The organism is Nocardia carnea (assembly GCF_029869215.1).
In the GTDB taxonomy this organism is placed as follows: Bacteria; Actinomycetota; Actinomycetes; order Mycobacteriales; family Mycobacteriaceae; genus Nocardia; species Nocardia carnea_B.
On record NZ_JARWPM010000322.1, the window covers coordinates 1 to 22,984 of the forward strand.

Genomic DNA, 22,984 nt, shown 5'->3' on the forward strand with positions numbered 1-22,984 from the left:
GGTAACCAGGCTGGCGGTGGTTTCTCGCGCGGCGATCAGCAGGGCCAGCAGATGATCAGCCAAGCTTCCGCCCGGGGCGCCGGCGGGTGGCCGGGCGGGCGCGCGGGCCCCCCCCCCCCCCCCCCCCCCCCCCCCCCCCCCCCCCCCCCCCCCCCCCCCACGACGTACCGGAGCGGAATTTTTCCCGATGCTTCAGGGACGGCCGGTTATTTCCAGTGCCCGGACGAGAGTCGGCCAGCTGCGGTGCAATTGGATCTCGAAATCGGGCCAGGAATGCATACCCTCGGGCAGGTAATCGACCACTGCCGGAATATCCAAGTCGTGCAGCCGGGCGGCCATCCGGTCGGTACACAATTTCGCGCCCTGTTCCAGCAGTGAGCCACCGCCCATCAGTACGGCCAGGATCTCGGGACTGTCGCCGATCGACATCAGCGCGGCGCCGCTGGGTGTTCCGCTGGCCACCGACAGATAGATTTCCGTGCCGCGCAACTTCTCCGCCCCGAGCAAGCTGTCGTGTGCAATCCATTCCGGTGACGCAGGCGGGCCGAACAGATTCTCCGGATTGCCGCCGCGGGAGGCCACCGTCATCACCGTGACGGCCCGGCCGAGCTGATCGGCGGTGGAATAGCAACCACTCATCCCGGCCACTCCACGATAGAAACCCGGATGCCGCTGGGTCAGCATCATCGCCGCCTGAGCCCCCATCGAGACCCCGGCGATCGCGCGCACCCCGGTCGACCCCAGATATTTCTCCACGATCGGCGGAAGCTCCTCGGTGAGGAAGGTTTCCCAGCGGTTGAGCCCGAGCGCGGCATCGACCCGGATCCAGTCCGCGTACATACTGGCCGTTCCGCCGGTGGTGAGCACGACATCGACCGGTTTGTCGGCGAAGAACTCCGCGGCACCGCCCTCGGTCAACCAGCCCGAGGTGGGCCCACCGTCCACCCCGTCCAGCAGATACAGGGTGGGCCGGGGCGCCGGACCCGTGCCGATCAGCGTATCGACCGCGATCTCGCGGCTCATGGCCACCGAGCGGATGTGCAATCGGATCCGCCGATCACTCAGGACCTCCACCCGCAGCAACTGAGGGCCGGCCGGCTGGGCCGCGCTGGTCGCCGGCGCGGGTGGTGCGCCGGGCGGATCCGCGGGCGGGACACTCCCCGCGGGAGCAGCGGTGGCAGCGACACCCATCACTGCCAGTGCGGCCAGAACCGTCAGCCGGGATCTCATCTCACACCTCGCCATACCCGTTGTCACTCGAACCCGCCGCTCACGCCGCACCCGGTTTGCCCCGCCGGGCCGCCGGCCGGGTCGGCACCCGCGGCAGCCGGCGCAGGCGTATCGCCTCCACCACGACGGCGTCGGGTTCGAGCGCGGAGCCCTCGTCGATGCGGTACAGGCCGGGCGGCCGGCCGCCGTCGCGCAGGCGGTCGAGCACGTCATGGGTACGTCCGGCCAGTTCCGGTACCTGGTCGGTGGTGCCGGCGGCGACCGTCGCGATCGGCGCGACTTCCGCGGCCTCGGCCACCAGTTGCAGAACTTCGGCGCTCATCAGCCCGGCCGCCGCGCGCGCGGAACCGGTCGCGCGCACCGATTCGAGGGGGATCAGTACCGTGCCGCCGTCGGCGTTCAGCAGCGACAGCGAACGGGACCCGAGCGCGGGCCCGAGCGCGGCCTGGACCCGCCGGAGTTTGCGGCGGCCCGCCGACACCGCGTCCGGGCCGCCGCCCCGTTCTTCGGCGTTCGGCGGAATCGCCAGTGCCACCACCTGGTAAGCCGGCGCGATGCGCAGCCCCGACCTTCTGGCCAGGGCGCTCACCCCGTGCCCGCTCAGCAGCGCCGCGACCAACGTCTGCGCCGCGGTCTGGTGCTCGCGGGCGACGATCCGGTGCTCGTCGAGATAGGCGGTGGCCGCGGCGGTGGTCACCACCTCGACCACCCGCACCAGTAGCCGGGCAGCGTCGGCCATCGCTTCCGCCTGCGCCGCCGCGGCGGCCACGCGGGTGGCGAGAAAGTCGAAACCGCCGCGGGCGCAGTCGTGGCAGGCCGTGAGCACCGTTTCCAGCGCCACTCCCTCGCGCGCCCACCGTGCGGCCGCCGCGATGATCGCCGTCGGTGCGGCGGCCGGCCGGGAACCGAGATTCTGCGCGGCGGCCGCCAGACAGTGCCGGACGGTGGTGACCAAATCCGCGTGGGAATCCGGGTCCGAGTCCCGGAAATACGCGACGAGTTCGGCTTCCAGGTCTGCGCTTCCGGAGCCGGCTGCCTTACTGCCCACCATAACTACTGGACAGTAACCTCGGATTCGGGCCCGATGGACCCCTCCGCCACTAGTCCGGAGACTTCATCAGCGGACCCCGAACCGATTGGGTTCGGTCACAACCGGATAACGGGATGGCCAACGGAACCCGGCGGCCGGGCGAACCGCGGTCAGTGGCCGCCGCGTCCCGGTTCCCGGCGCAGCGGCTGGTCCAGTATCCGCGGCTCCCGCCGCCGCAGGGCCGCCAGCAGGCCCGGGGTGTGCTCGGGCGGTGCCGCATGGACCGACAGGAGGTTGGCCACCGACCGGTACGCATCCAGGTCCGCCTGCTTGTCCAGGTACAGCGCACCGGTGAGCTGCTGGAGATAGACGATATCGGGCAGATCTGCCTCCGCGAACCGCAGATAGGTGAAGGCGCCGTCGGCCAGCGCGGGCCCGCCGACATGATCGGCCAGTACCTGCACCGTGACATGCGGCTGGCGCGCCGCCGCCAGCAGGTGATCGATCTGAGCCGACCAGATTCGCGACCCACCGATCCGGCGGGTCAGCGCCGCCTCCTCGACGATCAGCCACAGGTGCGGGGGGTGCGCGCGGTTCAGGATGTGCTGGCGGCGGATTCGCAGGGCCACCCGGCGTTCGATGGCCTCGGCCGATTCCGCGGGATGCGCGAGACTGAGCAACGCCCGGGCATAGTCGGGAGTCTGGAGCAGTTCGGGTACCGCACGGGGCTCGTAACAGCGGATCACCTGCGCCGCCTGTTCGAGACCGAGGTACATATCGAACCATTTCGGGAGCCAATCGTTGTCCCGATGCCACCAGCCCGACGTATTGGCCTGCCGTGCCAGCTCCTGAAAGGCGGCGAGTTCCTCGGCGTCGGTGACCCCGTAGAGCTCGAGGAGATCCACCAGGTCGCGCTCGCGGATACTGGTCCGTCCGAGCTCCAGCCGGCTGATCTTCGAATCCGATCCGCGGATATGATCTCCGGCCTGTTCGCGGGACAAGCCTTTGGCTTCACGCAATCGCCGCAACCGCCCCCCGAGCACCATCCGCAGTACCGTGGGCCCTCCGCCCGCGGTGGCCCGCGCCGGGGACCGCGATCCGGTCGAGGCAATCGTTTCCGACGCCGGTCTCATCCCAGATGCACCCATTATTCGAGTTTCGCATGGGAGCGGTACGGGAGACCAAACGAAACACTCGCCGGGTGAACGACATTCGCGTATCAGCGCAGTTCAGTGGTCGCGCCACGGCAGCAACCGCAGCGCACCGCCCACACCGCGCCCCGCCCCGCCGCCACCTCCGCCGCCCTGCGGGGAAGTTCGTGATCCGGCCCGAGCCGATCGACGACATTGCTGTGAATCACCCAGAGCGATTTCCGGAACATGTTCTCACCCATGGTGCGGACTTAGAGTTACACACATCGGCGTCGATGACGACGCTGCGCGGAAGGAGGCGCGACCACGTGGACGCCACGACCTCGGCCACGGCCGAACGCGACAACAGCACACGCGACGACCTCACCCGCCGGGTCACGGTCTACTTCGACGGGCCGATCCCCGGCAATGCCCTCGTCCTGGAATACGCGGCAACCAATACCGAAGCCTGGGAATTCACCTCCGCGGCGGTCCACGCCGGGCTCACCGTCACCGTGGACAGCAAGATCCGGCCCGGTTTACGCCGGCTGCCGTGCCACACCCTGTGGCGCTGACGCGGCGCACGCATCGCGCTGCCTGCGCACAACTTCGGCAATGCCCTCTAAGCTCGGAACAACCGGTGCGATGAACCGCCGGACCCGACCGCAGGAGCGCCGATGCCGACCCACCTCGCCACCCGTGTGGCCGGTGCGTGCGCCTTGCTCGCCGCGGCACTGACCACGGGCTGCACGGATTCCGGGCCGCATCCGCCCGCGGCCGCCCGCACGACAACCGCCGCGATCCCGCCCGCCGGCACCTCCGCCGCGGCCACCGGCACCTACACCTCGACTCCGGTTGTCGATCCCTATGCGGGGAGGCCGTTGATCGACCGGGTGGAATGGACGTCGAACATCGACGGTTCACGTCTGATGGTCCATCCGACCCGAGCCGGCCGCGACACCACTTTCCCGGGCGCCGAGATCCGCGCGTGGCAGGAGGTCCGCGCTCTCGATCCGGCGGCGGACACACCCGGGATGTGGGATCAATTCCGCTGCCACTGGGAATGGGCGCGCCTGATCGCACCCGAGAAACCCACCTGGAACCTGGAGCCCTGGCGGCCCCCGGTGGGCTACGACGCGACCGTCGACGCCGCCTGCAACCCCGGCGGCCCCGAACGCTGAGAACAGGAGAGGAGCCCGGTATGCGCATCGTCATCGCCGGCGGACACGGCAAGATCGCTCTACTGCTCGCCGAACAGCTCACCGGCCGCGGACACAGCGTGATCGCCCTGATCCGCAATTCCGCGCACGCGCCCGAGGTGTACGCCACCGGCGCGGAAGCCGTCGTCCTGGATCTCGAACGCGCGGCGGTGACCGATCTCGCCGCCACCGTTCAGGGCGCGGATGCGGTGGTCTTCGCCGCCGGCGCCGGCCCGGGCAGCGGCGCCGCCCGCAAGTACACCGTGGACCGCGACGGTTCGGTACTACTCGCCGAGGCCGCCGAACGCGTGGGAACCCGGCGTTTCCTGCAGGTTTCGGCGATGGGCACCGGCCTGCCCCCGGCGCCGGGCACCGACGAGGTCTGGGCCGCCTATATCGATGCAAAAACCCAAGCCGAGGACGACCTGCGCAGCCGTGACCTGGACTGGACAGTGTTGCGGCCGGGGCGGCTCACCGATGCCCCCGGTACCGGGTCGGTGACCCTCGCACCACCGCGACTGGAGCGCGGCGAAATCCCCCGCGAGGATGTCGCGACGGTGCTCGTCGCCCTGCTCGCGGCCGACCATACGGCCGGTCGCACACTGGAACTCGTCTCGGGAACCACCCCTGTCGAGCAAGCGGTCGCCGCCTTGGCGAAGTGACAAGATCATCCGAAAACCGTTCGGACACAAAGAATCGATCGTGCAGATGTACTTGCATTTGAAAGCACTGGCGACCTAGACTCGTCCCACACCGCTATACAGGGGAAAACATAGGGGAGGCCGCGTGAGTGAGCCGACGACAACATTCGCCAGTGGTTTACCGCCACAGCTGCGGGATAGTTCAGCGGATCCACACCGATTCGGTAGCAGTACGGGCCGAAGGGATCCCGCCCCGATCGGCCCACCGGCGAACGGTTTTGATATGAGTACATTCGGCATCCGCTCCGGCACCGATTCCTCCCGGGAATCCGCCGTGGAGTTCGTCATCGACGCAATCGAATCCACCGGCGCGGCAACACGTGACGATTTCGATATCGATCAAATCGTCACCACCGTCCACGCACTCGCCGACGACTGGGATTTCCGCACGCTGCAGCCGGATACATTCTGGCGCGTGGCGTCGACTTTCATCAGAGCCTGACGGCCGGGACCTCGAGGTACCACGGCACGCGAACCTCTCCGTTTCGGCGGCTCGGCGCCGGGACGGGTTCACGAGATATTCGCGACCGCCGCAATTCGCCTGCGCTCACAGGCCTTTCGTATAGTCGGCGAGAATCGCCCGCGATTGCTCCGGAGTCGCGGCCTGGACGCTCAACCGATCCATGACCGACAGGTACAGTGCCAAATCCTCGCGCCGGTCCAGATACAGCGCACTCGTCAACTGCTCCAGATAGACGATATCCGGCAGATCGGACTCGGCGAATCGGAGAATGGTGAAAGAGCTTCCCGCTGCGGGGTGCTCCCCCGCGGAGAACGGGACGATCTGAATGGTCACATTCGGCAAACGGGTCAGATCCAGCAGATGTTCCAGCTGCGCGCGGTGCACTTCGGCACCCCCGACCGGGCGGTGCAGCGCGGCCTCGTCGATCACCGCCCAGATCACCGGCGGATGGACACGATGCAGAATTTCCTGCCGGCGCTGCCGGAAGGCCACGCGCCGGTCGGTATCGGAATCCACGTATCCGAGGGTCACCACCGCCCGCGCGTAATCCGGTGTCTGCAGCAGTCCGGGCACCAGATGCGATTCGTAGGTACGAATTGTGCTGGCCGCCTGCTCCAGGCCCAGATACTGACCGAACCAGGACGGCAGCAGATCGCCGTAGCGATGCCACCATCCCGGTTCGTTGGCTTTGCGTGCGAGATCGAGGAAACTCTCCCGTTCCTCGGAATCGGTCACGCCGTAGAGCGTCAGCAGATCGCGGATATCCCGCTCTTTGAAGCTGGTCCGGCCCAGCTCGAGCCGGCTGATCTTGGCATGCGAGCCGCGAATCGCCTCACCCGCGGCCTCGCGGGTGATCTTCTTGCTCTCACGCAATTTGCGTAATTGGCCGCCCAGAGCGATACGAAGAACCGTGGGGCCACGGTCCGCCTCGACGGGCTGTTTGCCGCCACTGTTCCCGGGCTCTGCGATCATGGAGTCGTCTCCGCTTTTCGGGTTAACCCACGGTGCGCCACAGTGCAATCCGCGGCGCACCACGCCGACGGCCCATGCTACCTCTCAGACGGCCAGATCGTCGAACTCTCCGGCCTTCGCGCCCTGCAGGAAGGCTTCGATCTCGGGGCGTGTATAGAAGAGCACACCACCGTCGGGGAACCGCGAATTCCGCACAGCCACCAGGTTGCCGGCAGCTTCGGCGAACTCGACGCAGTTCCCGCTCGGGTTGCTGAAGGTGCTCTTCCGCCAAGCTCCGATCACCTGATTGGTTACTTCCGACATAGGACCTACTCCTTGCTCATGGTTGCTGACACCACTTGTCGCATACCGCCGGTCCTTACAGATGCACTCGCAGGTGTTCTTGCATCTGCACCGACATCAGGACGATAGCACGAAGTTCGCCGCAGCGCGTCCACAGATTCCCCACCGCGCTTCCACCCCACCGGAGCAGAGCTCACGGAGGCCGCGGGCGGAACCCGCGCGTCGGCCGGGGCGGTCTCGGCAAGTCTTGTACTCTCGCCGGTGAACGTCGGTTCCACCTGCCCTCGGGAGTCGGCCGCGGCGCACCTTCCGGCCCGCTTCCGACCCCGCGCCGCCGAGGAGCCCGCCATGCCCGACGACCACCATCGCGCCATCCGGACCGATATCCCACACTCATCCCGTATCTGGAATTACTGGCTGGGTGGCCACGACTACTACGAGGTCGACCGGATCGCGGGCGACGCCGGTATCACCGTCTACCCGGGCATCACCTCGCTGGCGACCGCGTCACGGCAGTTCCTCGTCCGGGCGGTGCGGTTCTTGGCCGCCGACATCGGAATCCGCCAGTTTCTCGATATCGGCACCGGCCTGCCCACCATGCAGAACACCCATGAAGTCGCGCAGAGCGTGGCACCGGATTCGAAGATCGTCTACGTCGACAACGACCCGGTGGTCCTGGCCCACGCCCGTACGCTGCTGACCGGCACCACCGACCAGGGTGTCACCACCTATCTCGATATCGATTACCACCACCCCGAACTGATCGTCGCCGACGCCCGCCACATCCTGAACTTCACCCGGCCGCTGGCCGTGCTGTTCATGGGCGTGCTCGGTCACGCCCACAGCACCGAGGAGATGCGGCATATCGTGCACACGGTGCTCGATGCGGCTCCGGCGGGCAGTTATCTGGTCCTGTGGGACGGCATCGATGACGATGCCGCCTACGTCCGGCTCTGCGCCGAATACACCGACACCTCCGGCGAGCCCTATCTGCCGCGGCCTCGAGCCGAGATCCGTTCCGCTTTCGACGATTTCGAGTTGGTGGACCCCGGATTCGTCCCGATCGACCAGTGGGATCCCGGGTCTCCCGGCACCGCCGGGAACACGCCGATCCCGGCATACGGCGGTGTCGCGCGTAAGCGGTAACCGGAAAGGCCGCGCACCCGCTCCGCGAGAACCGCACCGCCACTGCGCCGGTCGCGCTGCGGAGCGTATCCGGACCGATGATGATTTTTCGTCTGTCGTTTGCAGATGTACTTGCATTTGTAAGCTACGGCGGCCTAGACTCGGTCCACCACAGAGGGGCGATACCCAGCTATCCCAGTCGATTCCGGACCGGCCCGTCGTCCCCCGCAACATCGCACGTGAGGGGCAACCGAATGACCCAGCCATTCCGAAGTCCCCACCGGAACGCTGTCGGAAGCGTCCCCGGCTCCCCTGCCCTGGGGCACCACGCCGAGCCCGTACGCCATCTCTCGGCGCCCGAGGCCGGCACCGATTGCAATGCCGAGCCACCGGTGCTCACCTACCGGCAGGCGCGCGCCATCCTGCGGGTCCACGATGTCCACGGTCCGCAGTGCCGGCAATGGCTGGCCGCCGCGGCGTACCTGTCCGCGGGTCTCGACGACGAATAGCCGCCCGACCTGCCGGTTGTTGTCCGAGCCGAGACTCCGTCGACCCGCCGATGCCATTTCGTGCTGGTATTCGGCACACCACCGCGAGATTCTGAAATCCCGCGCTCAGGGATGGTGACCATGCGTATCGCCGAAATACTCCACACCAAGGGCAGCGCCGTCGCGACCGTCCGGCCCGACTCCGATATCCGCGCGTTGCTCGCCCTGCTGGCCGACCGCAACATCGGTGCCGCCGTCGTCTCGCCCGACGGAAGCCGGATCACCGGTATCGTCTCCGAACGCGATATCGTCCGCGGGCTGCACCGATACGGGGCCGAACTCCTGGACCAGCCCGTCTCCCGGATCATGACCACCGAGGTCCGGACCTGCTCCCCCGGCGACCGGGTCGACGGGCTGCGCGGCATCATGACCGACCATCGGGTCCGCCATCTTCCCGTGGTCGACAACGGCCGGCTGGCCGGCATCGTCAGCATCGGTGACGTGGTCAAGAGCGCCCTCTCGGAGCTCACCACCGAGCGCGAACAGCTGGTGGGTTATCTGCAGGGCGGGTACTGATCCCGGTCAGCCCAGATCCGCGGACAGCCAGCGCTCCGGCCGCATGCGGACCAGGACGTGCTCGCCCAGTTCCGCGGCCGCATAGGCGAGATACCCGTCCACCTGCTCCGGCGGAAGGTAACGCTCGACCATTTCCCGGTGCTCGGCGTCGGGCATCGGTTCGACAGCGGTAACCGGACCCTCCACGCTCACATAGCGAACCGTCGGCTGGACCCGTTGCACCATCAGGCTGAACCGGCCCGCCGCCCGGATGCGCCGCATCTTCTCCGATTCCGGCCCGGTGACCAGCCACAACTCGCCACCCGGACGGTACTGATACCAGATCGGCACAGTCAGCGGGCCGCGGTCGGGGCCGGCGGATACCGAGAGCGCACCGATATGCGGTTCGGCCAGGAATGATTCACGTTCTTCGGGAGTCAGAGGCATAGGCGCACGGTAGCGCGCACCCCCGACAGATCCCGGAAGTTGCCGCGCGTGTCCGCCGCCGGGCCCAAACCGCTTGCGCACCAAGCGCACTGGGCGAGTACCGCGGTGATGGGTATCGTGGTGCGCAGTCCGGCGAACGGCGGAAGGAGCGATGACGATGCGATCCACGCCGTCCCGTGAAGGTGCACCGGCACTGCCCACCGCCGGCGGGAATCCCACCGGTGACCTGTTCCCACCGCGGGTGCGGCAAGACTTTCCCGCCCTGGCCACGGCCACCGAGGTCTATCTCGACAGCGCCGCGACCACACAGAAGCCGCAGGCGGTTGTCGACACGATCCGGGAGTACCACGCGACGGCCACCGCCAACGCCGCCCGCGGAACCTATCCGTGGGCCACCGCACTGACCCAGCGGATCGCCGAGGTCCGCACACACACCGCACGTTTCGTCGGAGCCGCGCATCCCGGCGAGATCGTTTTCACCGGCAGCGCGACTGCTGCCCTGAATGCTGTCGCGCTCAGCTGGGGTCTCACCGTGCTGCGTGACGGTGACGAGATCTTGTACAGCCCCCGCGATCACGCCGCCAATGTCCACCCCTGGTACCTGCTGCGGGACACGCTCGCCCGATTCGGCCGGCACATCGACCTCGTTCCGTACCGGGTGACGCCGTCCGGGCACGCCGACCTCGCCGATATCGCCGCGAAGCTCGGACCGCGGACCAGACTCCTGACCGTCACTCATCTGCATCACGTCTTCGGCAGCCTGACCACCCTGGAGGGCCTGCGCGACCGGATACCCGAGCGCGTCCTGGTGTGCTACGACTGCAGCCAGAGCGGCGGTCACATCCCGGTCGATGTCACCGCGCTCGGTGCCGATTTCGCGGTGTTCGCGGCACACAAGATGTTCGCCGCCCCCGGTGTCGGCGTGCTGTATTGCCATCCCCGGGTGCATGCCGACCTTCGTCCGTTCCTGCCTGGCGGGGCGACCGACGCACACCTCACCGCCGCGGGTTTCGAGACCGGGCGGATGCCGGGATTGCTCGAGGGAGGCACGCCGAATATCCCGGGCATCCTGTCGCTCGGGGCCGCGCTCGAGGTGCTCGAGTCGTACGGGATGGCCGCTGTGGCCCGGCACAATGCGGCCTTGACCGAGCATCTGCTCGGCGGGCTCCGCGAGATCGCCGGGGTGGATTTCCTGCCCGGTCCCGCGTACGGCGGCCGGGACCGCGGACACGGCATCGTCTCGTTCACGCTGGACGGGATCTCCGCGGCCGATCTGGGCTTCGTACTCGCCGAGTACGGCTTCCTGGTGCGCACCGGGACCCACTGCGTGCCGGGCAACGCCGGCGAAGCCTTACGGGTCAGCACCCATATCTACACCGGTCGCGACGATATCGACCGCTTCACCGACCGCGTCCGCGCCCTGGCCGAGGAGTTCGTATGACCGCCGAGACCGGTACTCCCACCGACCGCACGCCCCCGGCTCGTTATCACCGGCGGACGGCCTCACGAATCCTCGCCGACCTGGCCCGGCCGGGGTTGTTCGGTCCCGTGCCAACGCGTCCCGTCCGGCGTTTCGAGTACACGGCGACCGAGTTGAGCCCGGAACCGGGCAGTCATCTCACTTTTTCGCAGCGGCTGTACCTGGAGCGGTTCATGCGCCCGTGCCGGGCCGACGAGGTCACCTCCGCCACCCACCGGATGACCTGGACCGATAGCGCGGGAGTCCCCAATACCGGGTTCTACCGGGCCGACGGGCTCGGACCGCTGGTCCCGATCGCGACCCGGGAAGCGGTCCTGCTGCTCTGGGAACAGATCGACGCCGAATCCGCGCTGGCCGAGCGGATCGCGCGCCTGGCGGGCGACGCGCGGGAAGTACTGGAAGCGACGACCACCGACCACGAGCCGCTCGATATCTTCCGGGTAGGTATCGAATCCGCGGGGCGGGCGCTGGCTCAGCACGCGCTGCTGGCGGGCGGGACCCCCTATCGGTCCGCGGCCGGATTCGCCCGCGCACTCCGCGATTCCGGAATCTTCACCGCCGTCGCCACCCGCTGGTTCTGGGAACTGCAGGCCTCGACCTATCGGCGCGGCATGATCCCGGCGACACTGCGAGTCGCCGAGGACGGCGGCCTCCGGTACACGGGCAGCACCCTCGAGACCCTGCGCGCGATGAAGGCCGCCACCATCGCCGACGCACACCGGGTGATGCGGCGGGCGACCACCGAGGAGGGTCTGTCCGTGCCCGCGGCGATCGCCCGCTATCACGATGATCTGGACCTCATCTCCCGCCAGTACGCGCTGCTCCCCGCGGATGAGCACCCGACATGCCTGGCAGCGGTCACCCACCGCATCGAGGGCGAGAACTACAGTCTGCTGCCCCTCGTCGTCCGGCATTTCGTGGACGTATTCGCCGGACTCGCGGACCGGTGCGAACCCGTGGCGGTTCCCCGGGCCGCCGCCCCGGACGATCTGCCCGTGGCCGCCGCCGACCGCGAGTTCGCGGTACCCGATATGACCTGTAAACACTGTGTCCGGACCATCGGCGGTGTGCTGGAAAGCATGGACATCCCGGTCGTCGAGATCGACCTGGACACCAAACGGGTGGTCGCCGAATTCCGCAGCCCGCGCAATCGCGACCGGGCGTTCGAAGCGCTGCGCGACGGCGGCTACAACCCGGTGAGCCGGGCCGCCGAGACCGCGCCGGCGCCCGGGCCGCGATGACCGCGCAACCCCGGTCGGCCGCCCGGGCGGCGGGTCCCGCCCAGCCACCCGGGCTACCGGCACACTGGGATCCGCTCGTCCGGGAGTTCCTGGCCGCGCGGGAGGTCCTCGATCAGGTGGTGGACCGGTTCACGACACCCGTACACCTGGTCTTCCCGCAGATCTTCGAACGCAACCTCGGCCGCCTCACCGGCGTGCTGGACGCGTCCGGCGTGCCGTATCGAATCTGCTACGCCCACAAGGTCAATCGCTCCGCTGCACTCGTCCGCACCGCCGCGGCACGGGGAATCTCGGTGGACGTGGCTTCGCCCGGCGAACTGGAATCGGCCCGCCGCGCCGGTTTCGAGCCGGAGCGGATCGAGGTCACCGGGCCGAAGGGCGAACGGTTCCTGCGCGAACTGGCGGGCACGGGTGTCACGGTCAATATCGACAATCAATGGGAACTCGAAACGCTGGCCCGGCTCGCGTCGCCCGCGGCGCCGATCCCGGTCCTGCTGCGGCTCAGCGGGTTTCCGGATTCCCAGGTCAGCCGGTTCGGGATACCGGTGGATCAGGTGGACCGCGCGTTCGCGGTGCTCGCCGGCCACCGGGATCGGCTGGTGTTCCGCGGCCCGGCGTTCCATCTCGACACCGGTGATATCGCGGAACGGGTCCGTGCCGCCGAAACCTGCTTCGCGCTGCTCGAACAGGCCTGCGAGCGGGAGCTGCTGCCCACGGTCCTGAATATCGGCGGCGGGCTGCGGCAGGTGTTCACCGCCGACGCCGGCCGGTTCGACGACTACGTGCACCGTCTGCGTGCGGGACTGGCCGGGCACGGACCGCGGATGAGCTGGGGCGGCAACACTTTCGGGTATCAGGTGGACGGCGCGTCGGTGCGCGGCATACCGGTGTTCCACAAGTACGCCAATACGATGGCCGCCGAGACGATGCTGGCCGAATTGCTCGCCGCCCCGCTCGACGGGCACAGTGGGCGCGGGCTGGCCCGTATCGCCGCCGACAACCTGCTCGAACTCTGGCTGGAACCGGGTAAGGCGCTCACCGATCACGCCGGTATCACCCTCGCGCGGGTGGAATTCGTGAAAGTGGCCGCCGACGGCAGTGTGCTCGTCCATCTGGACCTCAGCCGCGATACCGTGACCCCGGCCGACCAGGAGGTCATGGCCGACCCGCTGTTGCTCCCGGGTTCCCTGCCCGCCCCGCCGGATGACCCGGTGCCGGTGTTCCTGGCCGGACGGCTCTGCTTGGAGCGCGACCTCGTCGCGGCCCATACGGTATGGCTGCCGTGGCGGCCGCGGCCGGGCGATCTGCTCGTATTCCCGAATACGGCCGGCTATCACATGGATCTGTCGGCCGCGCCGGCGGCCATGCATCCACCGGTGCAGAAGGTGGCTATCGATAGCCGGGACGGACGTTTCCGCGCCACCCCCGACGCCGGCTACCGGCCCACCACTACCGGATCAGCATCCCCCGAGGTTCCGTGACGATCTACCAGCACATCACCGAACTGATCGGTGACACTCCCCTGCTCCGCCTCGACCCAGCCGTTCACGGCTTGGACGGCGTCGACCTGTACGCGAAACTGGAATCGCACAACCCGTTCGGTTCGGTGAAGGACCGGGTCGCCTGGGCGATGCTGGGTGACGAAATCGATACGGTGCGTACCGAGGGCCGGACGCTGATCGAGGCGTCCAGCGGGAACACCGCCAAGGCCCTGCGGATCCTCGGCGCGGTGCACGGGATCGGGTTGCGGGCCATGACCAACCGGATCAAGGTCGGTGCGGTGCGGGATCTGCTCCGGCTACTCGGCACCGATATCGTCGAGCTGCCCGGACTGTCCGAATGCCCCGATCCCACCACGCCCAACGATGTGTACTCCGCGATCGAGCGCGCCATGGCCGCCGAACCGGAGCGGTTCCGGCATCTGTCGCAGTACACGAGCGAACGCAATATCGCCGCCCACCACGACGGCACGGGGCGGGAGATCCACGAGGATCTCGCCGCCGCCGGGATCGACCGCGTCGACTACCTCTTCGGCGGGCTCGGGACCACCGGGTCGAGCCGCGGCGCAGGGAGCTACCTGCGGAAATACCATCCGGGGCTGCGTACGGTGGCGGTGGTGTCCGACCGCGGCGACTTCATCCCCGGTATCCGCTCGGAACGGGAGATGTGGGAGGTCGGGTTGTTCCAGCCCGATTTCTACGACGAAATCGTCACCATGGAATCCGGGCCCGCGATCGACGCCACCCTGGAACTCGCCACCGGCTACGGGATTCTCGCCGGTCCCACCAGCGGTGCCGCCTACGCGGCGGCGCGGGAGGTACTCGCCCGGCCCCGCCGCACCGATTCCCCGGTGGTCGCCGTGGTCATCGTCTGTGACCGGCTCGAGCCGTACCTGTCGTATATCGCCCAGCGGCGGCCGGATCTGTTCGGGCGCGAGAACAGCCGGCAAGCGCCCGGACCGGCGGAGATCGCAGCGGCCGCGGTGCTCGGGCCGGCCGAGCTCGCCGAACTGATCCGCACCCGGCGACCGGTCGTCGTCGATACGCGCGGGGCGATGGCGTACCGCATCGCCCATATCCCCGGCGCGATCAATATCCCCGACGACCGGCTCACCGACCTGTTCGCCCACGGCACACCGTTCTCCCGGGCACACCCGGTGGTTTTCACCTGCCCCACCGGGGATATCTCCCGGCAGTTCGCCGCCACCGCACAGCAGACCGGGCATACCGCCTACAGCCTCGACGGCGGGATCGCGGGCTGGCGCGCGGCCGGGCTGGAGCTGGAACGGGGATAACCGGTCGTCCTACCCCGGTGGGGCCCCGGCCACCGATCCGGCGAACGCCCGCGATCCTGTCGCATCCGCCGGGTGTCCACTCTGCCCATCCGGCGGCGCCGCCCTGCCCATCCGGCGATGAACCAGCACACCGAGCACCACCAGCAGTCCGCCGAGCGACCAGCCGGCGAGGACATCGGTGGGCCAGTGCACCCCCAGATAGACCCTCGTCAGCCCGACGAGAGCCACGAACACGGCCGCGAGCACCACGGTCGTCCAGGCCGCCACCCGATGCCGCAATCGCAGGAAACACAAGGCGGCGAGCACTCCGACCACCGCCGCCACACCGGTGCTGTGCCCGGAGGGGAACGCGGGGCTGTCCACCGTGACCAGCCGATCGGCCATCGGCGGCCGGTCCCGGCCGATCACGTTCTTGGTGACCGGCACGAGCAGTGCCGAAGCCGCGCCCACTCCGGCCACGAGGGCCGCGTCCGCGCGCCGCCCACGCCGCAGCAACCACCCGCAGGCCACGATGGCCAGCACCCACATCACCGCCGAACCACCGGCGTGCGTGATCACGACCGCGCCCGTGGTGAGCGGTTCCTCCCGGAGGCCGTGGAACCTTTCGTGCACCGGCCGGTCCAGCCCGGCCGCGACCCCGGCGAGCACCGACCAGGTCAGTGTGGCGAACCCGGCAACGAGCAACACAGCGACCAACACCATATGGTTCACCATAGCCGCCGGACATTTGCCGCAAATCGGACTCGCCTCGCTGGTCGGGTGTTCCCGTGCGCGGTCCCGGGGATTGACGGCCTGGCACATCCGAGGTGCCGGGCACCGACCCGCGGCGTGCCACCCCGGCTTCGAGTGTGGCGTCCCGCCCGCCCGCACCGGGCGGACACCGGGACGGGGCGCGGAGCAAGTGGCCGGAGCCGGCCAGTGATGATGTCCCGATTCCTCTGCGGTAGGGACGCCGGTCCTCGGTGGGCGCCCGATGTCCGCGGGCGGTCGCGCACACGCTGCCGAATGCGATGCCCCTACGGGCGGCGGCGCCGAGATCTATCGTGAACTCATGGAAGTCCTTTTCCTCGGCGCTCCGGGGTTCATGCTGCTGCTGGGCACGGCGGCAGCTGTCCGGTGGGTCTACACCCGGTTCCCGAAGACCGGGCATCCCGGACAGGCCCGCACCGCGCCCCGGCTCGCCGCGGCGGGCGTCGAGGAGATCACCGCGTTCTGGTACGGCACCAAGCGCCGGGAACTGGATCAGCGAGCGGCGCAGTCCATGCTTCGCGAGGACCACAGCGACAGCGCGCCGCCGCGCGACCGGGTGGACCTCGCCGCGGGCCGCGCCGTGCTCGTCGCCCGGCCCCCGATACCCACCGCCGGGAGCTGACCGAGCGCATCGGAACAAACGGACGCCACCACCCCACCGTGCGGATCACGGCGGCAGATTACTGTGGTCGGGTGCATGCAGACCAGCGATCGGACGACGGCGGGCCCCGGATCTGGGGTGGTACCACGCTTTCTGAGCGCAAACAGGCCCGGCGCACGGCGCTGCTCGAGGCCGCGCTCGATCTGATCGGGGAGGCCGGTGCGGCCGGGGTCACCATGCGGGCGGTCTGCCGGCGGGCCAATCTCACCGACCGCTATTTCTACGAAAGCTTCGCCAGCCGCGACGAATTACTCGATGTGCTGTACCGGCAGACCGCCGACGATTTCCTGGAGCCCATGACGGCGTTCGCCGTCGCCGACGATTCCTCGCGGGATCGCGCGCTGTCGGAGGCGCTGGTGGACAAGGTGCTCGCCGATCCGCGGAAATCACGGTTGTTCCTGGTCGAACCGTATTCCAGCACCGGGCTGGGACAGACCACCATCGCGGTGATGCCGGCCTTCACCCGCCTCATCCAGGACCATCTCTTCGCCCGGATCGACGATCCGGTGCGGCGCCGGCTCGCGGCGGTCACCATGGCCAGTGGGAACGCGGGTATGTTCTCGGCCTGGCTCAACGGGTCGCTGCGCGCGACCCGCGACGAGATCGTCGACCATCTGGTCGCCATGCTCGGCGCGTATCGCACGCTCTACCAGTAACCTCGCGGGAGCGGAAGTCGCCGAGGGGCTTGGAGGTTCACGAATTTTGCACGACGAAGTTGTCGGGTCGACGGGTAAGCTGATCTCGCCGATCCGAGGCCCCGGGATGCTGGGTGAGATCCTGGTCGCCGTTCGAGGGGGAACCGAGGGGTACATCGCACGGGCTACCGAAGCCATCGCGGCCGGGAGCACCGTGCTCGTCGTCGCGGTCGATGCCGGCCGCATCGCCGAGGTGGTGCCCTGGATACCTCTCACCCCGGACCCGGCGTCAGAGTAGACGAACGCGAGGAGTCATTCGTGCTGGGTTACCACGTCCCGGATCCCGACGAGGCAATGCTGGTCAGCGGTGCGCGCGGCAGCGACGCCACACCGTTCCGGGTGATCATCGGCCGCGGCACCTGGGTGATGCCGTTCTTCCGCAAGGTCCGGTATCTGTCACTGGCCATGTTCGAGGCCGAGATCTCCGAACGCTGCGTCACCAAACAGGCCATTCAGCTGCAGGTGCGGGCCGTGATCGCGTTCAAGGTGGCCAACGACACCGCCTCGATCGTGAACGCGGCGCAGCGTTTCCTCTCCGAACAGGAGCAGGAGATGTCGGTGCTCACCGGGCGGATCTTCTCCGGTCATCTGCGTTCCATCGTGGGTTCGATGACTGTGGAGGAGATCATCCGGGAACGCCAGCGCCTGGCCGACGAGGTACTGGTGGCCTCCAAGGTCGAGATGAGCAATATCGGCCTGTGGGTCGATTCGTTCCAGATCCAGTCCATCGACGACGGCGATCTCGGTTATATCTCCGCCCTGGCCGCCCCGCACAACGCGGCCGTGCACCGCGATGCGCAGATCGCGAAATCGCAGGCGGCCCAGCGCGCGGCCGAGGCCGAGCAGGAATCGCTGCGCAAACAGGCCGAATACTCCCGCGAAACCTCGATCCTCAAGGCGAGCTACCAGCGCGATATCGACAAGGCCGAGGCGGAAGCCGCCGCGGCCGGACCGCTGGCCGCGGCGCTCGCCCAGCAGGAGGTGCTCAGCGCCCAGGCCGCCCAGGCGCGCAAGGAAGCCGAGCTGCGCGAACAGCAGCTGCAGGCCGAGGTGGTCAAACCGGCTCAGGCCGAAGCGGACCGGGTCCGGATCCTGGCCGAGGCCGAAGCGAACCGCACCCGGATCCAGGCCGAGGCCGCAGCGTCCAACAACCGGATCGCGCTCGATCAGATGCTGATCGAGCAGCTGCCGCTCATCGTCGAACAGGCCGCGCGCGGACTGTCCAATGCGAATCTCACGGTGCTCAACGGCCCCGACGGGGTCGGCGAACTGCTCAACGGCATGGTCGGGCAGGGGCTCACCGTCTTCAACTCCCTGCAGAAGGCGCTGATCGCCGACGATGCGGAAAAACGCGATATAGAGTAACCGCGTAACTGCGGCGAGGAGCGGTGTGGTGGCCAGCGGGAAATTGGTGTCGTTCGACGCGGCGCGGGGATTCGGATTCATCCGGCCCGAGGACGGTGGGCCCGATGTATTCGTCCACGTCAACGATATCGGCCTCGGCGAGGACGAACTCCGGCAGGGCCGCATCTTCGAATTCGAGGTGACCGAGGGCGATCGCGGCCCGAAGGCGATCAATCTCCGGTCGCTGCGGGCACACGGCCCGCGCACCGACGCCCCGGGCCGGGAGGGTTCCCGGCTCCCCGCCGGCGAATACACCCGGCTCGTCACCGAACTGCTGCTCGACGCCTCCCCGGCGCTCACCGCCGGGGAGATCGTCGTGATCCGGGAACGACTCACCGATTTCGCCGCCGAACAGGGCTGGATCGCGGACTGAGGTCCCACGTCCGCCGCTGTGCCGGCCAGAACTCCTATGATCGGGAGCGATGAATCGGCGCCGGCCGCGACGTCGATACGGGTGAGGATCGACCCGAGGAGGATCGTGTGGATCTACCGGTGATGCCACCCGTACGTCCCATGCTGGCCAAAACCGCCCCCGAGATACCCGACGGCCCCGGGCTGAGCTATGAGCCCAAATGGGACGGATTCCGCTGCGTGGTCTTCCGCGACGGCGACGAAGTGGAACTCGGATCCCGCAACGACCGGCCGCTGACCAGGTACTTCCCCGAGGTCGCCGAACTGCTTCGGGCAGCCCTGCCGCCCCGGTGCGTGGTGGACGGGGAGATCGTGGTGGTCACCGAGCACGGACTCGATTTCGATGTCCTGCAGCAGCGGCTGCACCCCGCCGCCTCGCGGGTCGCCAAACTGGCCGCGGAGACCCCCGCCAGTTTCGTCGCGTTCGATCTGCTCGCACTCGGCGACCGCGACCTCACCGAGGCACCGTTCGGTGAACGCCGCCGACTGCTCGAGTCGATCCTCGATGCCGCGCCGGGCCGGGTGCACCTCACCCCGCTCACCGGCGACGCGGCCCTGGCCCGCGACTGGTTCACCCGGTTCGAGGGCGCCGGATTCGACGGGGTGATGGTGAAGGCCGACGATCTGCCGTATCAGCAGAACAAACGGGTCATGCTCAAGGTCAAACACGAGCGCACCGCCGACTGTGTGGTGGCCGGGTTCCGCTGGCACAAGGACGGCGCGGGTGTCGGATCGCTGCTCCTCGGTCTCTTCGACGAGGAGGGCAGGCTCCATCATGTGGGCGTGGCCAGTAGTTTCACCGCCGCACGCCGCACAGAACTCGTCGACGAACTCGCGCCCTACCGCGACCACGCGTTGGACAACCATCCGTGGCGAGATTGGGCCGATGCGGCAGCGCAGGCGGCTTCGGGTGGCTCGATGCCGGGCGGGATCAGCCGGTGGAGCGCGGGCAAGGATCTGTCCTGGGAACCCGTGCGCACCGAACTGGTGGCCGAGGTGCGGTACGAGCATGTGCAATCCGGCCGGTTCCGGCACGGTGGGCGGCTGGTCCGGTTCCGCGCCGACCGGACACCGGAGTCGTGTACCTACGCCCAGCTCGACGAAGCCGCGCCCGCCGAACTGCGGGAGATCTTCGGGACCCCGGTGGCGAAATGAGCGAATCGGTCGATATCGAGGTCGCCGGGCGTGTTCTCACCATCAGCAACCCGGGCAAGGTGTATTTCTCGCGGCGCGGCGAGACGAAACTCGATCTGGTGCGCTACTACCTGAGCGTCGAGGAACCGTTCCTGCGGGCAAACGGCGGACGGCCCCTGCTGCTGGAACGCTATCCCGACGGGGCGTCGGGCAAATCGTGGTTCCAGAAGCGGGTGCCGAAATCGGCGCCGGACTGGCTGCACACCGTCGAGGTGTCCACGCCGAACGGCACCACCAGTGATGCGCTGGTAGCGCACGATATGGCCCATGTGCTGTGGGCGGTCAACCAGGGCTGCCTGGGGTTCCATGTCTGGCCGAACCAGGCCGGTGATCTGGACATCGCCGACGAACTCCGGATCGATCTGGACCCTTCGCCCGGAATCGGTTTCGGCGAATTGCGGGCGGCGGCGCTGCGCACCCGGGAACTGTGTGCCGAACTCGGTATCGACACGTGGGTGAAAACGTCGGGCTCGCGCGGCCTGCACCTCTATATCGCGCTGGAACCACGCTGGGACGGATACCAGGTGCGCGCCGCCGCGGTCGCGCTGGCCCGCGAGCTGGAACGCCGCTATCCGGAGGAGATCACCGCGCACTGGTGGAAAGAGGAACGCGGCCGGCGGGTGTTCGTGGACTACAACCAGAACGCCCCGCACAAAACCGTTTTCGGAGCGTGGTGTGCCCGGCCCAAGGTGGGCGCACCGGTATCCACCCCGCTCCGCTGGCCGGAGCTGGACACGGTGGTCCCGGAGGAACTGACGATCGCCACGGTGCCGGCGCGGCTGGCCGAATCGGGCGATCCGTGGGCCGAACGTCCACGGCAATCCATCGAACCACTGCTGGAGATGTCCGAACGCGATCTGGCCGGCGGTCTGATGGACGCGCCGTGGCCGCCGCAATACCCCAAGATGCCGAACGAGCCACCGCGGGTCCAGCCCAGCCGCGCCCGCAAGCCCGACCCGGCCGGCTAGCCGGCGATCACGAGGTCCACAACACCCAGGCACCGTTCTCGCACACCAGTGCGAGGCCCGCGGAGGTGCGGGCGGTGGCCGCCGCGCCGCCCGTACATTCCTCGTCTTCCTCGTGCACGGCCTCGGCGACCCGGCGCGGCCCCGACCATTGATACCCGGTGACCGATTCCGCGTCGATCAGGCACAGCAGGGTGGCTCCGTCGGCCGCCACACCGATCAGGGCCGGTTCCGGGCAGGCGGTGTCCTGCTCGGCGACCGGTGCCGCGCTCCCGGGTCCGGGCCGCGTGGTCGGCGGGGGTAGTGGCGTGCTGGACGGCGCCGGCGGCGCGGGAACCGATACCGCCGTCGCATTCACCACCGGACCCTCGGCGGGACCACCCGCTGCCGCGGACTCACCGGTGACCCCCAGCGCCTCGCCGACCCGGGCGTACAGATCGGATACCCGATCCCGGGGCAGCGCGACGAAGGCCACCACTGCTGCCACCTCGAGCACACCGAGCAGGAACGCGGTGAACGCCATGAACCGGCCGCGGGGGTGGGTGAATGCGATGAGCCCGAAAACGATGGCCACCGGGAAGAGCAGGACCAGAGCCGCCACCAGTGCGACGACGGCGTAGGGGTTGACGACCGGCCGCGCGGGTTCGTACAGCGGTTCCTCGGCGTAGTCGTTGTCCTCCGGTTCCGTGTCCGGATCCGGCCTGCGGCGACCCGGACGCACGGGCGGTCCGGCGGTGCGGTCGGGCGGGACTTCGGGCCAGCGCTGCTCACCCCAGCGCTGTGAATATGCCATGCACGATCCCCTTCGACCACCGCCGGGGAAACCCGGGGCGATCGTCCCCGCCCGGCACAGCGCCAAGAATAGGCGCGATCGCCGCACCGCGGCACGAAACGGCCGATGTTCGGATCACAGCTGTCCACTCGACACGCCGTGATTTCCCATAACGAGACCGGACGCGCCGCTCAGTTCCCGCCGTGCACCCGGGGCAGGGATTCGGTCACCAGCGTGGTCAGCATGTCGACCAGGAGGGCGTGCACCTGTTCACGGGTCATCGTGCCCCGGGTGAGCCACTCCCGGCCCGCGACCTTCACCAGACCTCCGTAGGCGCGGACCATGGCCCGGCGTGGTTCGGCCGCCTCGTCGCCGGACAGCCCGATCATGGCCAGCAGGCGCAGCGCCGCGGCATCGTCGGCGGCGTCCAGGATCTGCTGCACCTCGGGGTCGTCGCCGACCCCCTCGTGGCTGGTCACCTTCACCCAGGTGCTGCCGTGTTCGGAGATCGTATCCAGCAACCAGCGGACACTGGCGTCGATACGTTCCCGGGTGCTGCCCGTGGGCACCGCGAACTCGTCGGTGCGGGGCAGGGTCACCATTCTGCGAACCACCGCGAGGTAGAGGTCGCGTTTGTTGCCGAAGTAGTGGTTGATCAGACCCCGGGCCACACCGGCGCGTTGCGCCAGTTCGGCCGTGGAGACCGCCGCATACGGGCGTTCCCCGAACATATCGATGGCCTTGGCCAGGATCTGCGCGCGCCGCTCGTCGGGTTCGAGGCGGGGGGGGGGGGGGGGGGGGGGGGGGGCCCGCCCGGCCCCGGGGGGGGCGCCCCCGGCCCCCGCCCCCGCGCGGCGCGCCGCCCCCCCCCCGCCGGGGGGGCCTCCCGCCCGCGGGCGCCGGGGGCCGGGGGGGCCCCCCCCCGGGCCGGGGGGGGGCCCCCCCCGGGGGGCGCCCCCCCCGCCTCGAACCCGACGAGCGGCGCGCGCAGATCC

At 68.9% G+C, this 22,984-nt stretch carries 28 protein-coding genes; 18 read left to right on the plus strand and 10 right to left on the minus strand.

The features are described from left to right. Positions 1-192: 192 nt before the first annotated feature. The 4 genes from QH276_RS22510 to QH276_RS22525 all read right to left on the minus strand — a co-directional run bounded on the left by QH276_RS22510 (position 193) and on the right by QH276_RS22525 (position 3,653). Positions 193-1,230 carry an alpha/beta hydrolase gene (locus QH276_RS22510; protein WP_280399117.1) on the minus strand — a complete coding sequence of 346 codons (1,038 nt, stop codon included), beginning with the start codon at positions 1,228-1,230 and terminating at the stop codon, positions 193-195. A gap of 40 nt (positions 1,231-1,270) precedes the next feature. Then, positions 1,271-2,278, minus strand: coding sequence for a transcriptional regulator (locus QH276_RS22515; protein ID WP_280399116.1), 1,008 nt, complete (start codon positions 2,276-2,278; stop codon positions 1,271-1,273). Between the two features lie 152 nt (positions 2,279-2,430). Continuing rightward, on the minus strand, positions 2,431-3,306 hold the full coding sequence (locus QH276_RS22520; RefSeq protein WP_280399115.1) for a helix-turn-helix domain-containing protein: 876 nt from the start codon (positions 3,304-3,306) through the stop codon (positions 2,431-2,433). 173 nt (positions 3,307-3,479) lie between these two features. Continuing rightward, entirely contained in the window at positions 3,480-3,653 is a 174-nt protein-coding gene (locus QH276_RS22525; protein ID WP_280399114.1) for a hypothetical protein, read from the minus strand. Positions 3,654-3,719: 66 nt separating this feature from the next. Between QH276_RS22525 and QH276_RS22530 the strand changes: the two genes are divergently transcribed. From QH276_RS22530 to QH276_RS22545, 4 genes are all read left to right on the plus strand, one after another. Then, the gene (locus tag QH276_RS22530) at positions 3,720-3,965 is read left to right on the plus strand and encodes a hypothetical protein (RefSeq protein WP_280399113.1); all 246 of its coding nucleotides are present in this window, start codon (positions 3,720-3,722) and stop codon (positions 3,963-3,965) included. Positions 3,966-4,067: 102 nt separating this feature from the next. Beyond that, entirely contained in the window at positions 4,068-4,571 is a 504-nt protein-coding gene (locus QH276_RS22535; protein ID WP_280399112.1) for a DUF2599 domain-containing protein, read from the plus strand. Positions 4,572-4,591: 20 nt separating this feature from the next. Then, complete coding sequence (locus tag QH276_RS22540; protein ID WP_280399111.1) at positions 4,592-5,251, plus strand: SDR family oxidoreductase; 660 nt, start codon at positions 4,592-4,594, stop codon at positions 5,249-5,251. A 262-nt stretch (positions 5,252-5,513) separates the two neighbouring features. Beyond that, the gene (locus QH276_RS22545; RefSeq protein WP_280399110.1) at positions 5,514-5,732 is read left to right on the plus strand and encodes a hypothetical protein; all 219 of its coding nucleotides are present in this window, start codon (positions 5,514-5,516) and stop codon (positions 5,730-5,732) included. A 105-nt stretch (positions 5,733-5,837) separates the two neighbouring features. Here QH276_RS22545 and QH276_RS22550 read toward each other — a convergent pair whose 3' ends face one another. Next, the gene (locus QH276_RS22550) at positions 5,838-6,725 is read right to left on the minus strand and encodes a helix-turn-helix domain-containing protein (RefSeq protein WP_280399109.1); all 888 of its coding nucleotides are present in this window, start codon (positions 6,723-6,725) and stop codon (positions 5,838-5,840) included. Between the two features lie 84 nt (positions 6,726-6,809). Continuing rightward, a complete protein-coding gene (locus QH276_RS22555) occupies positions 6,810-7,028 on the minus strand; it encodes a DUF397 domain-containing protein (RefSeq protein WP_280399108.1) in 219 nt (72 codons plus the stop codon). A 327-nt stretch (positions 7,029-7,355) separates the two neighbouring features. Here QH276_RS22555 and QH276_RS22560 point away from each other — a divergent pair, with 327 nt between their 5' ends. From QH276_RS22560 to QH276_RS22570, 3 genes are all read left to right on the plus strand, one after another. Beyond that, the gene (locus QH276_RS22560; RefSeq protein ID WP_280399107.1) at positions 7,356-8,153 is read left to right on the plus strand and encodes an SAM-dependent methyltransferase; all 798 of its coding nucleotides are present in this window, start codon (positions 7,356-7,358) and stop codon (positions 8,151-8,153) included. Between the two features lie 233 nt (positions 8,154-8,386). After that, the gene (locus QH276_RS22565) at positions 8,387-8,641 is read left to right on the plus strand and encodes a hypothetical protein (RefSeq protein WP_280399106.1); all 255 of its coding nucleotides are present in this window, start codon (positions 8,387-8,389) and stop codon (positions 8,639-8,641) included. A gap of 120 nt (positions 8,642-8,761) precedes the next feature. After that, positions 8,762-9,196 carry a CBS domain-containing protein gene (locus tag QH276_RS22570; protein WP_280399105.1) on the plus strand — a complete coding sequence of 145 codons (435 nt, stop codon included), beginning with the start codon at positions 8,762-8,764 and terminating at the stop codon, positions 9,194-9,196. A 6-nt stretch (positions 9,197-9,202) separates the two neighbouring features. Here the strand turns inward: QH276_RS22570 and QH276_RS22575 are convergent, their stop codons facing one another. Then, positions 9,203-9,622, minus strand: coding sequence for a pyridoxamine 5'-phosphate oxidase family protein (locus QH276_RS22575; protein WP_280399104.1), 420 nt, complete (start codon positions 9,620-9,622; stop codon positions 9,203-9,205). 151 nt (positions 9,623-9,773) lie between these two features. On the opposite strand from QH276_RS22575, the gene QH276_RS22580 reads away from it, so the two are divergent. The 4 genes from QH276_RS22580 to QH276_RS22595 are packed head-to-tail and all read left to right on the plus strand — an operon-like array spanning position 9,774 to position 15,137. Then, positions 9,774-11,063, plus strand: a complete 1,290-nt coding sequence (locus QH276_RS22580; protein WP_280399103.1) for an aminotransferase class V-fold PLP-dependent enzyme — start codon at positions 9,774-9,776, stop codon at positions 11,061-11,063. After that, positions 11,060-12,343, plus strand: coding sequence for a heavy-metal-associated domain-containing protein (locus QH276_RS22585; protein ID WP_280406893.1), 1,284 nt, complete (start codon positions 11,060-11,062; stop codon positions 12,341-12,343). Before QH276_RS22580 ends, QH276_RS22585 begins: the two co-directional genes overlap by 4 nt. Continuing rightward, entirely contained in the window at positions 12,340-13,824 is a 1,485-nt protein-coding gene (locus QH276_RS22590; protein ID WP_280401650.1) for an alanine racemase, read from the plus strand. The genes QH276_RS22585 and QH276_RS22590 overlap by 4 nt, the downstream gene beginning before the upstream one ends. Then, positions 13,821-15,137: a pyridoxal-phosphate dependent enzyme gene (locus QH276_RS22595; RefSeq protein ID WP_280401649.1), complete on the plus strand. Its 1,317-nt coding sequence runs from the start codon at positions 13,821-13,823 to the stop codon at positions 15,135-15,137. The genes QH276_RS22590 and QH276_RS22595 overlap by 4 nt, the downstream gene beginning before the upstream one ends. A gap of 9 nt (positions 15,138-15,146) precedes the next feature. Here the strand turns inward: QH276_RS22595 and QH276_RS22600 are convergent, their stop codons facing one another. Next, positions 15,147-15,839, minus strand: coding sequence for a phosphatase PAP2 family protein (locus QH276_RS22600; RefSeq protein WP_280401648.1), 693 nt, complete (start codon positions 15,837-15,839; stop codon positions 15,147-15,149). 349 nt (positions 15,840-16,188) lie between these two features. On the opposite strand from QH276_RS22600, the gene QH276_RS22605 reads away from it, so the two are divergent. The 7 genes from QH276_RS22605 to ligD all read left to right on the plus strand — a co-directional run bounded on the left by QH276_RS22605 (position 16,189) and on the right by ligD (position 21,220). After that, positions 16,189-16,509 (plus strand): DUF6191 domain-containing protein, encoded by a 321-nt coding sequence (locus QH276_RS22605; protein ID WP_280401647.1) that lies wholly within the window; start codon positions 16,189-16,191, stop codon positions 16,507-16,509. Between the two features lie 71 nt (positions 16,510-16,580). After that, positions 16,581-17,204, plus strand: coding sequence for a TetR/AcrR family transcriptional regulator (locus QH276_RS22610; RefSeq protein ID WP_280401646.1), 624 nt, complete (start codon positions 16,581-16,583; stop codon positions 17,202-17,204). A gap of 46 nt (positions 17,205-17,250) precedes the next feature. Continuing rightward, positions 17,251-17,481, plus strand: coding sequence for a hypothetical protein (locus QH276_RS22615; RefSeq protein WP_280401645.1), 231 nt, complete (start codon positions 17,251-17,253; stop codon positions 17,479-17,481). A gap of 20 nt (positions 17,482-17,501) precedes the next feature. Further along, positions 17,502-18,608 (plus strand): SPFH domain-containing protein, encoded by a 1,107-nt coding sequence (locus QH276_RS22620; protein WP_280401644.1) that lies wholly within the window; start codon positions 17,502-17,504, stop codon positions 18,606-18,608. A 25-nt stretch (positions 18,609-18,633) separates the two neighbouring features. Beyond that, positions 18,634-19,020: a cold-shock protein gene (locus tag QH276_RS22625; protein ID WP_280401643.1), complete on the plus strand. Its 387-nt coding sequence runs from the start codon at positions 18,634-18,636 to the stop codon at positions 19,018-19,020. Between the two features lie 107 nt (positions 19,021-19,127). Next, entirely contained in the window at positions 19,128-20,213 is a 1,086-nt protein-coding gene (locus QH276_RS22630; RefSeq protein WP_280401642.1) for an ATP-dependent DNA ligase, read from the plus strand. Next, positions 20,210-21,220 carry a non-homologous end-joining DNA ligase gene (gene ligD, locus QH276_RS22635; RefSeq protein WP_280401641.1) on the plus strand — a complete coding sequence of 337 codons (1,011 nt, stop codon included), beginning with the start codon at positions 20,210-20,212 and terminating at the stop codon, positions 21,218-21,220. Before QH276_RS22630 ends, ligD begins: the two co-directional genes overlap by 4 nt. A 7-nt stretch (positions 21,221-21,227) precedes the next feature. Here the strand turns inward: ligD and QH276_RS22640 are convergent, their stop codons facing one another. Together QH276_RS22640 and QH276_RS22645 are read right to left on the minus strand one after the other, a co-directional pair. Continuing rightward, on the minus strand, positions 21,228-22,010 hold the full coding sequence (locus tag QH276_RS22640; RefSeq protein WP_280401640.1) for a hypothetical protein: 783 nt from the start codon (positions 22,008-22,010) through the stop codon (positions 21,228-21,230). A gap of 170 nt (positions 22,011-22,180) precedes the next feature. Then, complete coding sequence (locus tag QH276_RS22645) at positions 22,181-22,741, minus strand: TetR/AcrR family transcriptional regulator (protein ID WP_280401651.1); 561 nt, start codon at positions 22,739-22,741, stop codon at positions 22,181-22,183. Positions 22,742-22,984: the final 243 nt, after the last annotated feature.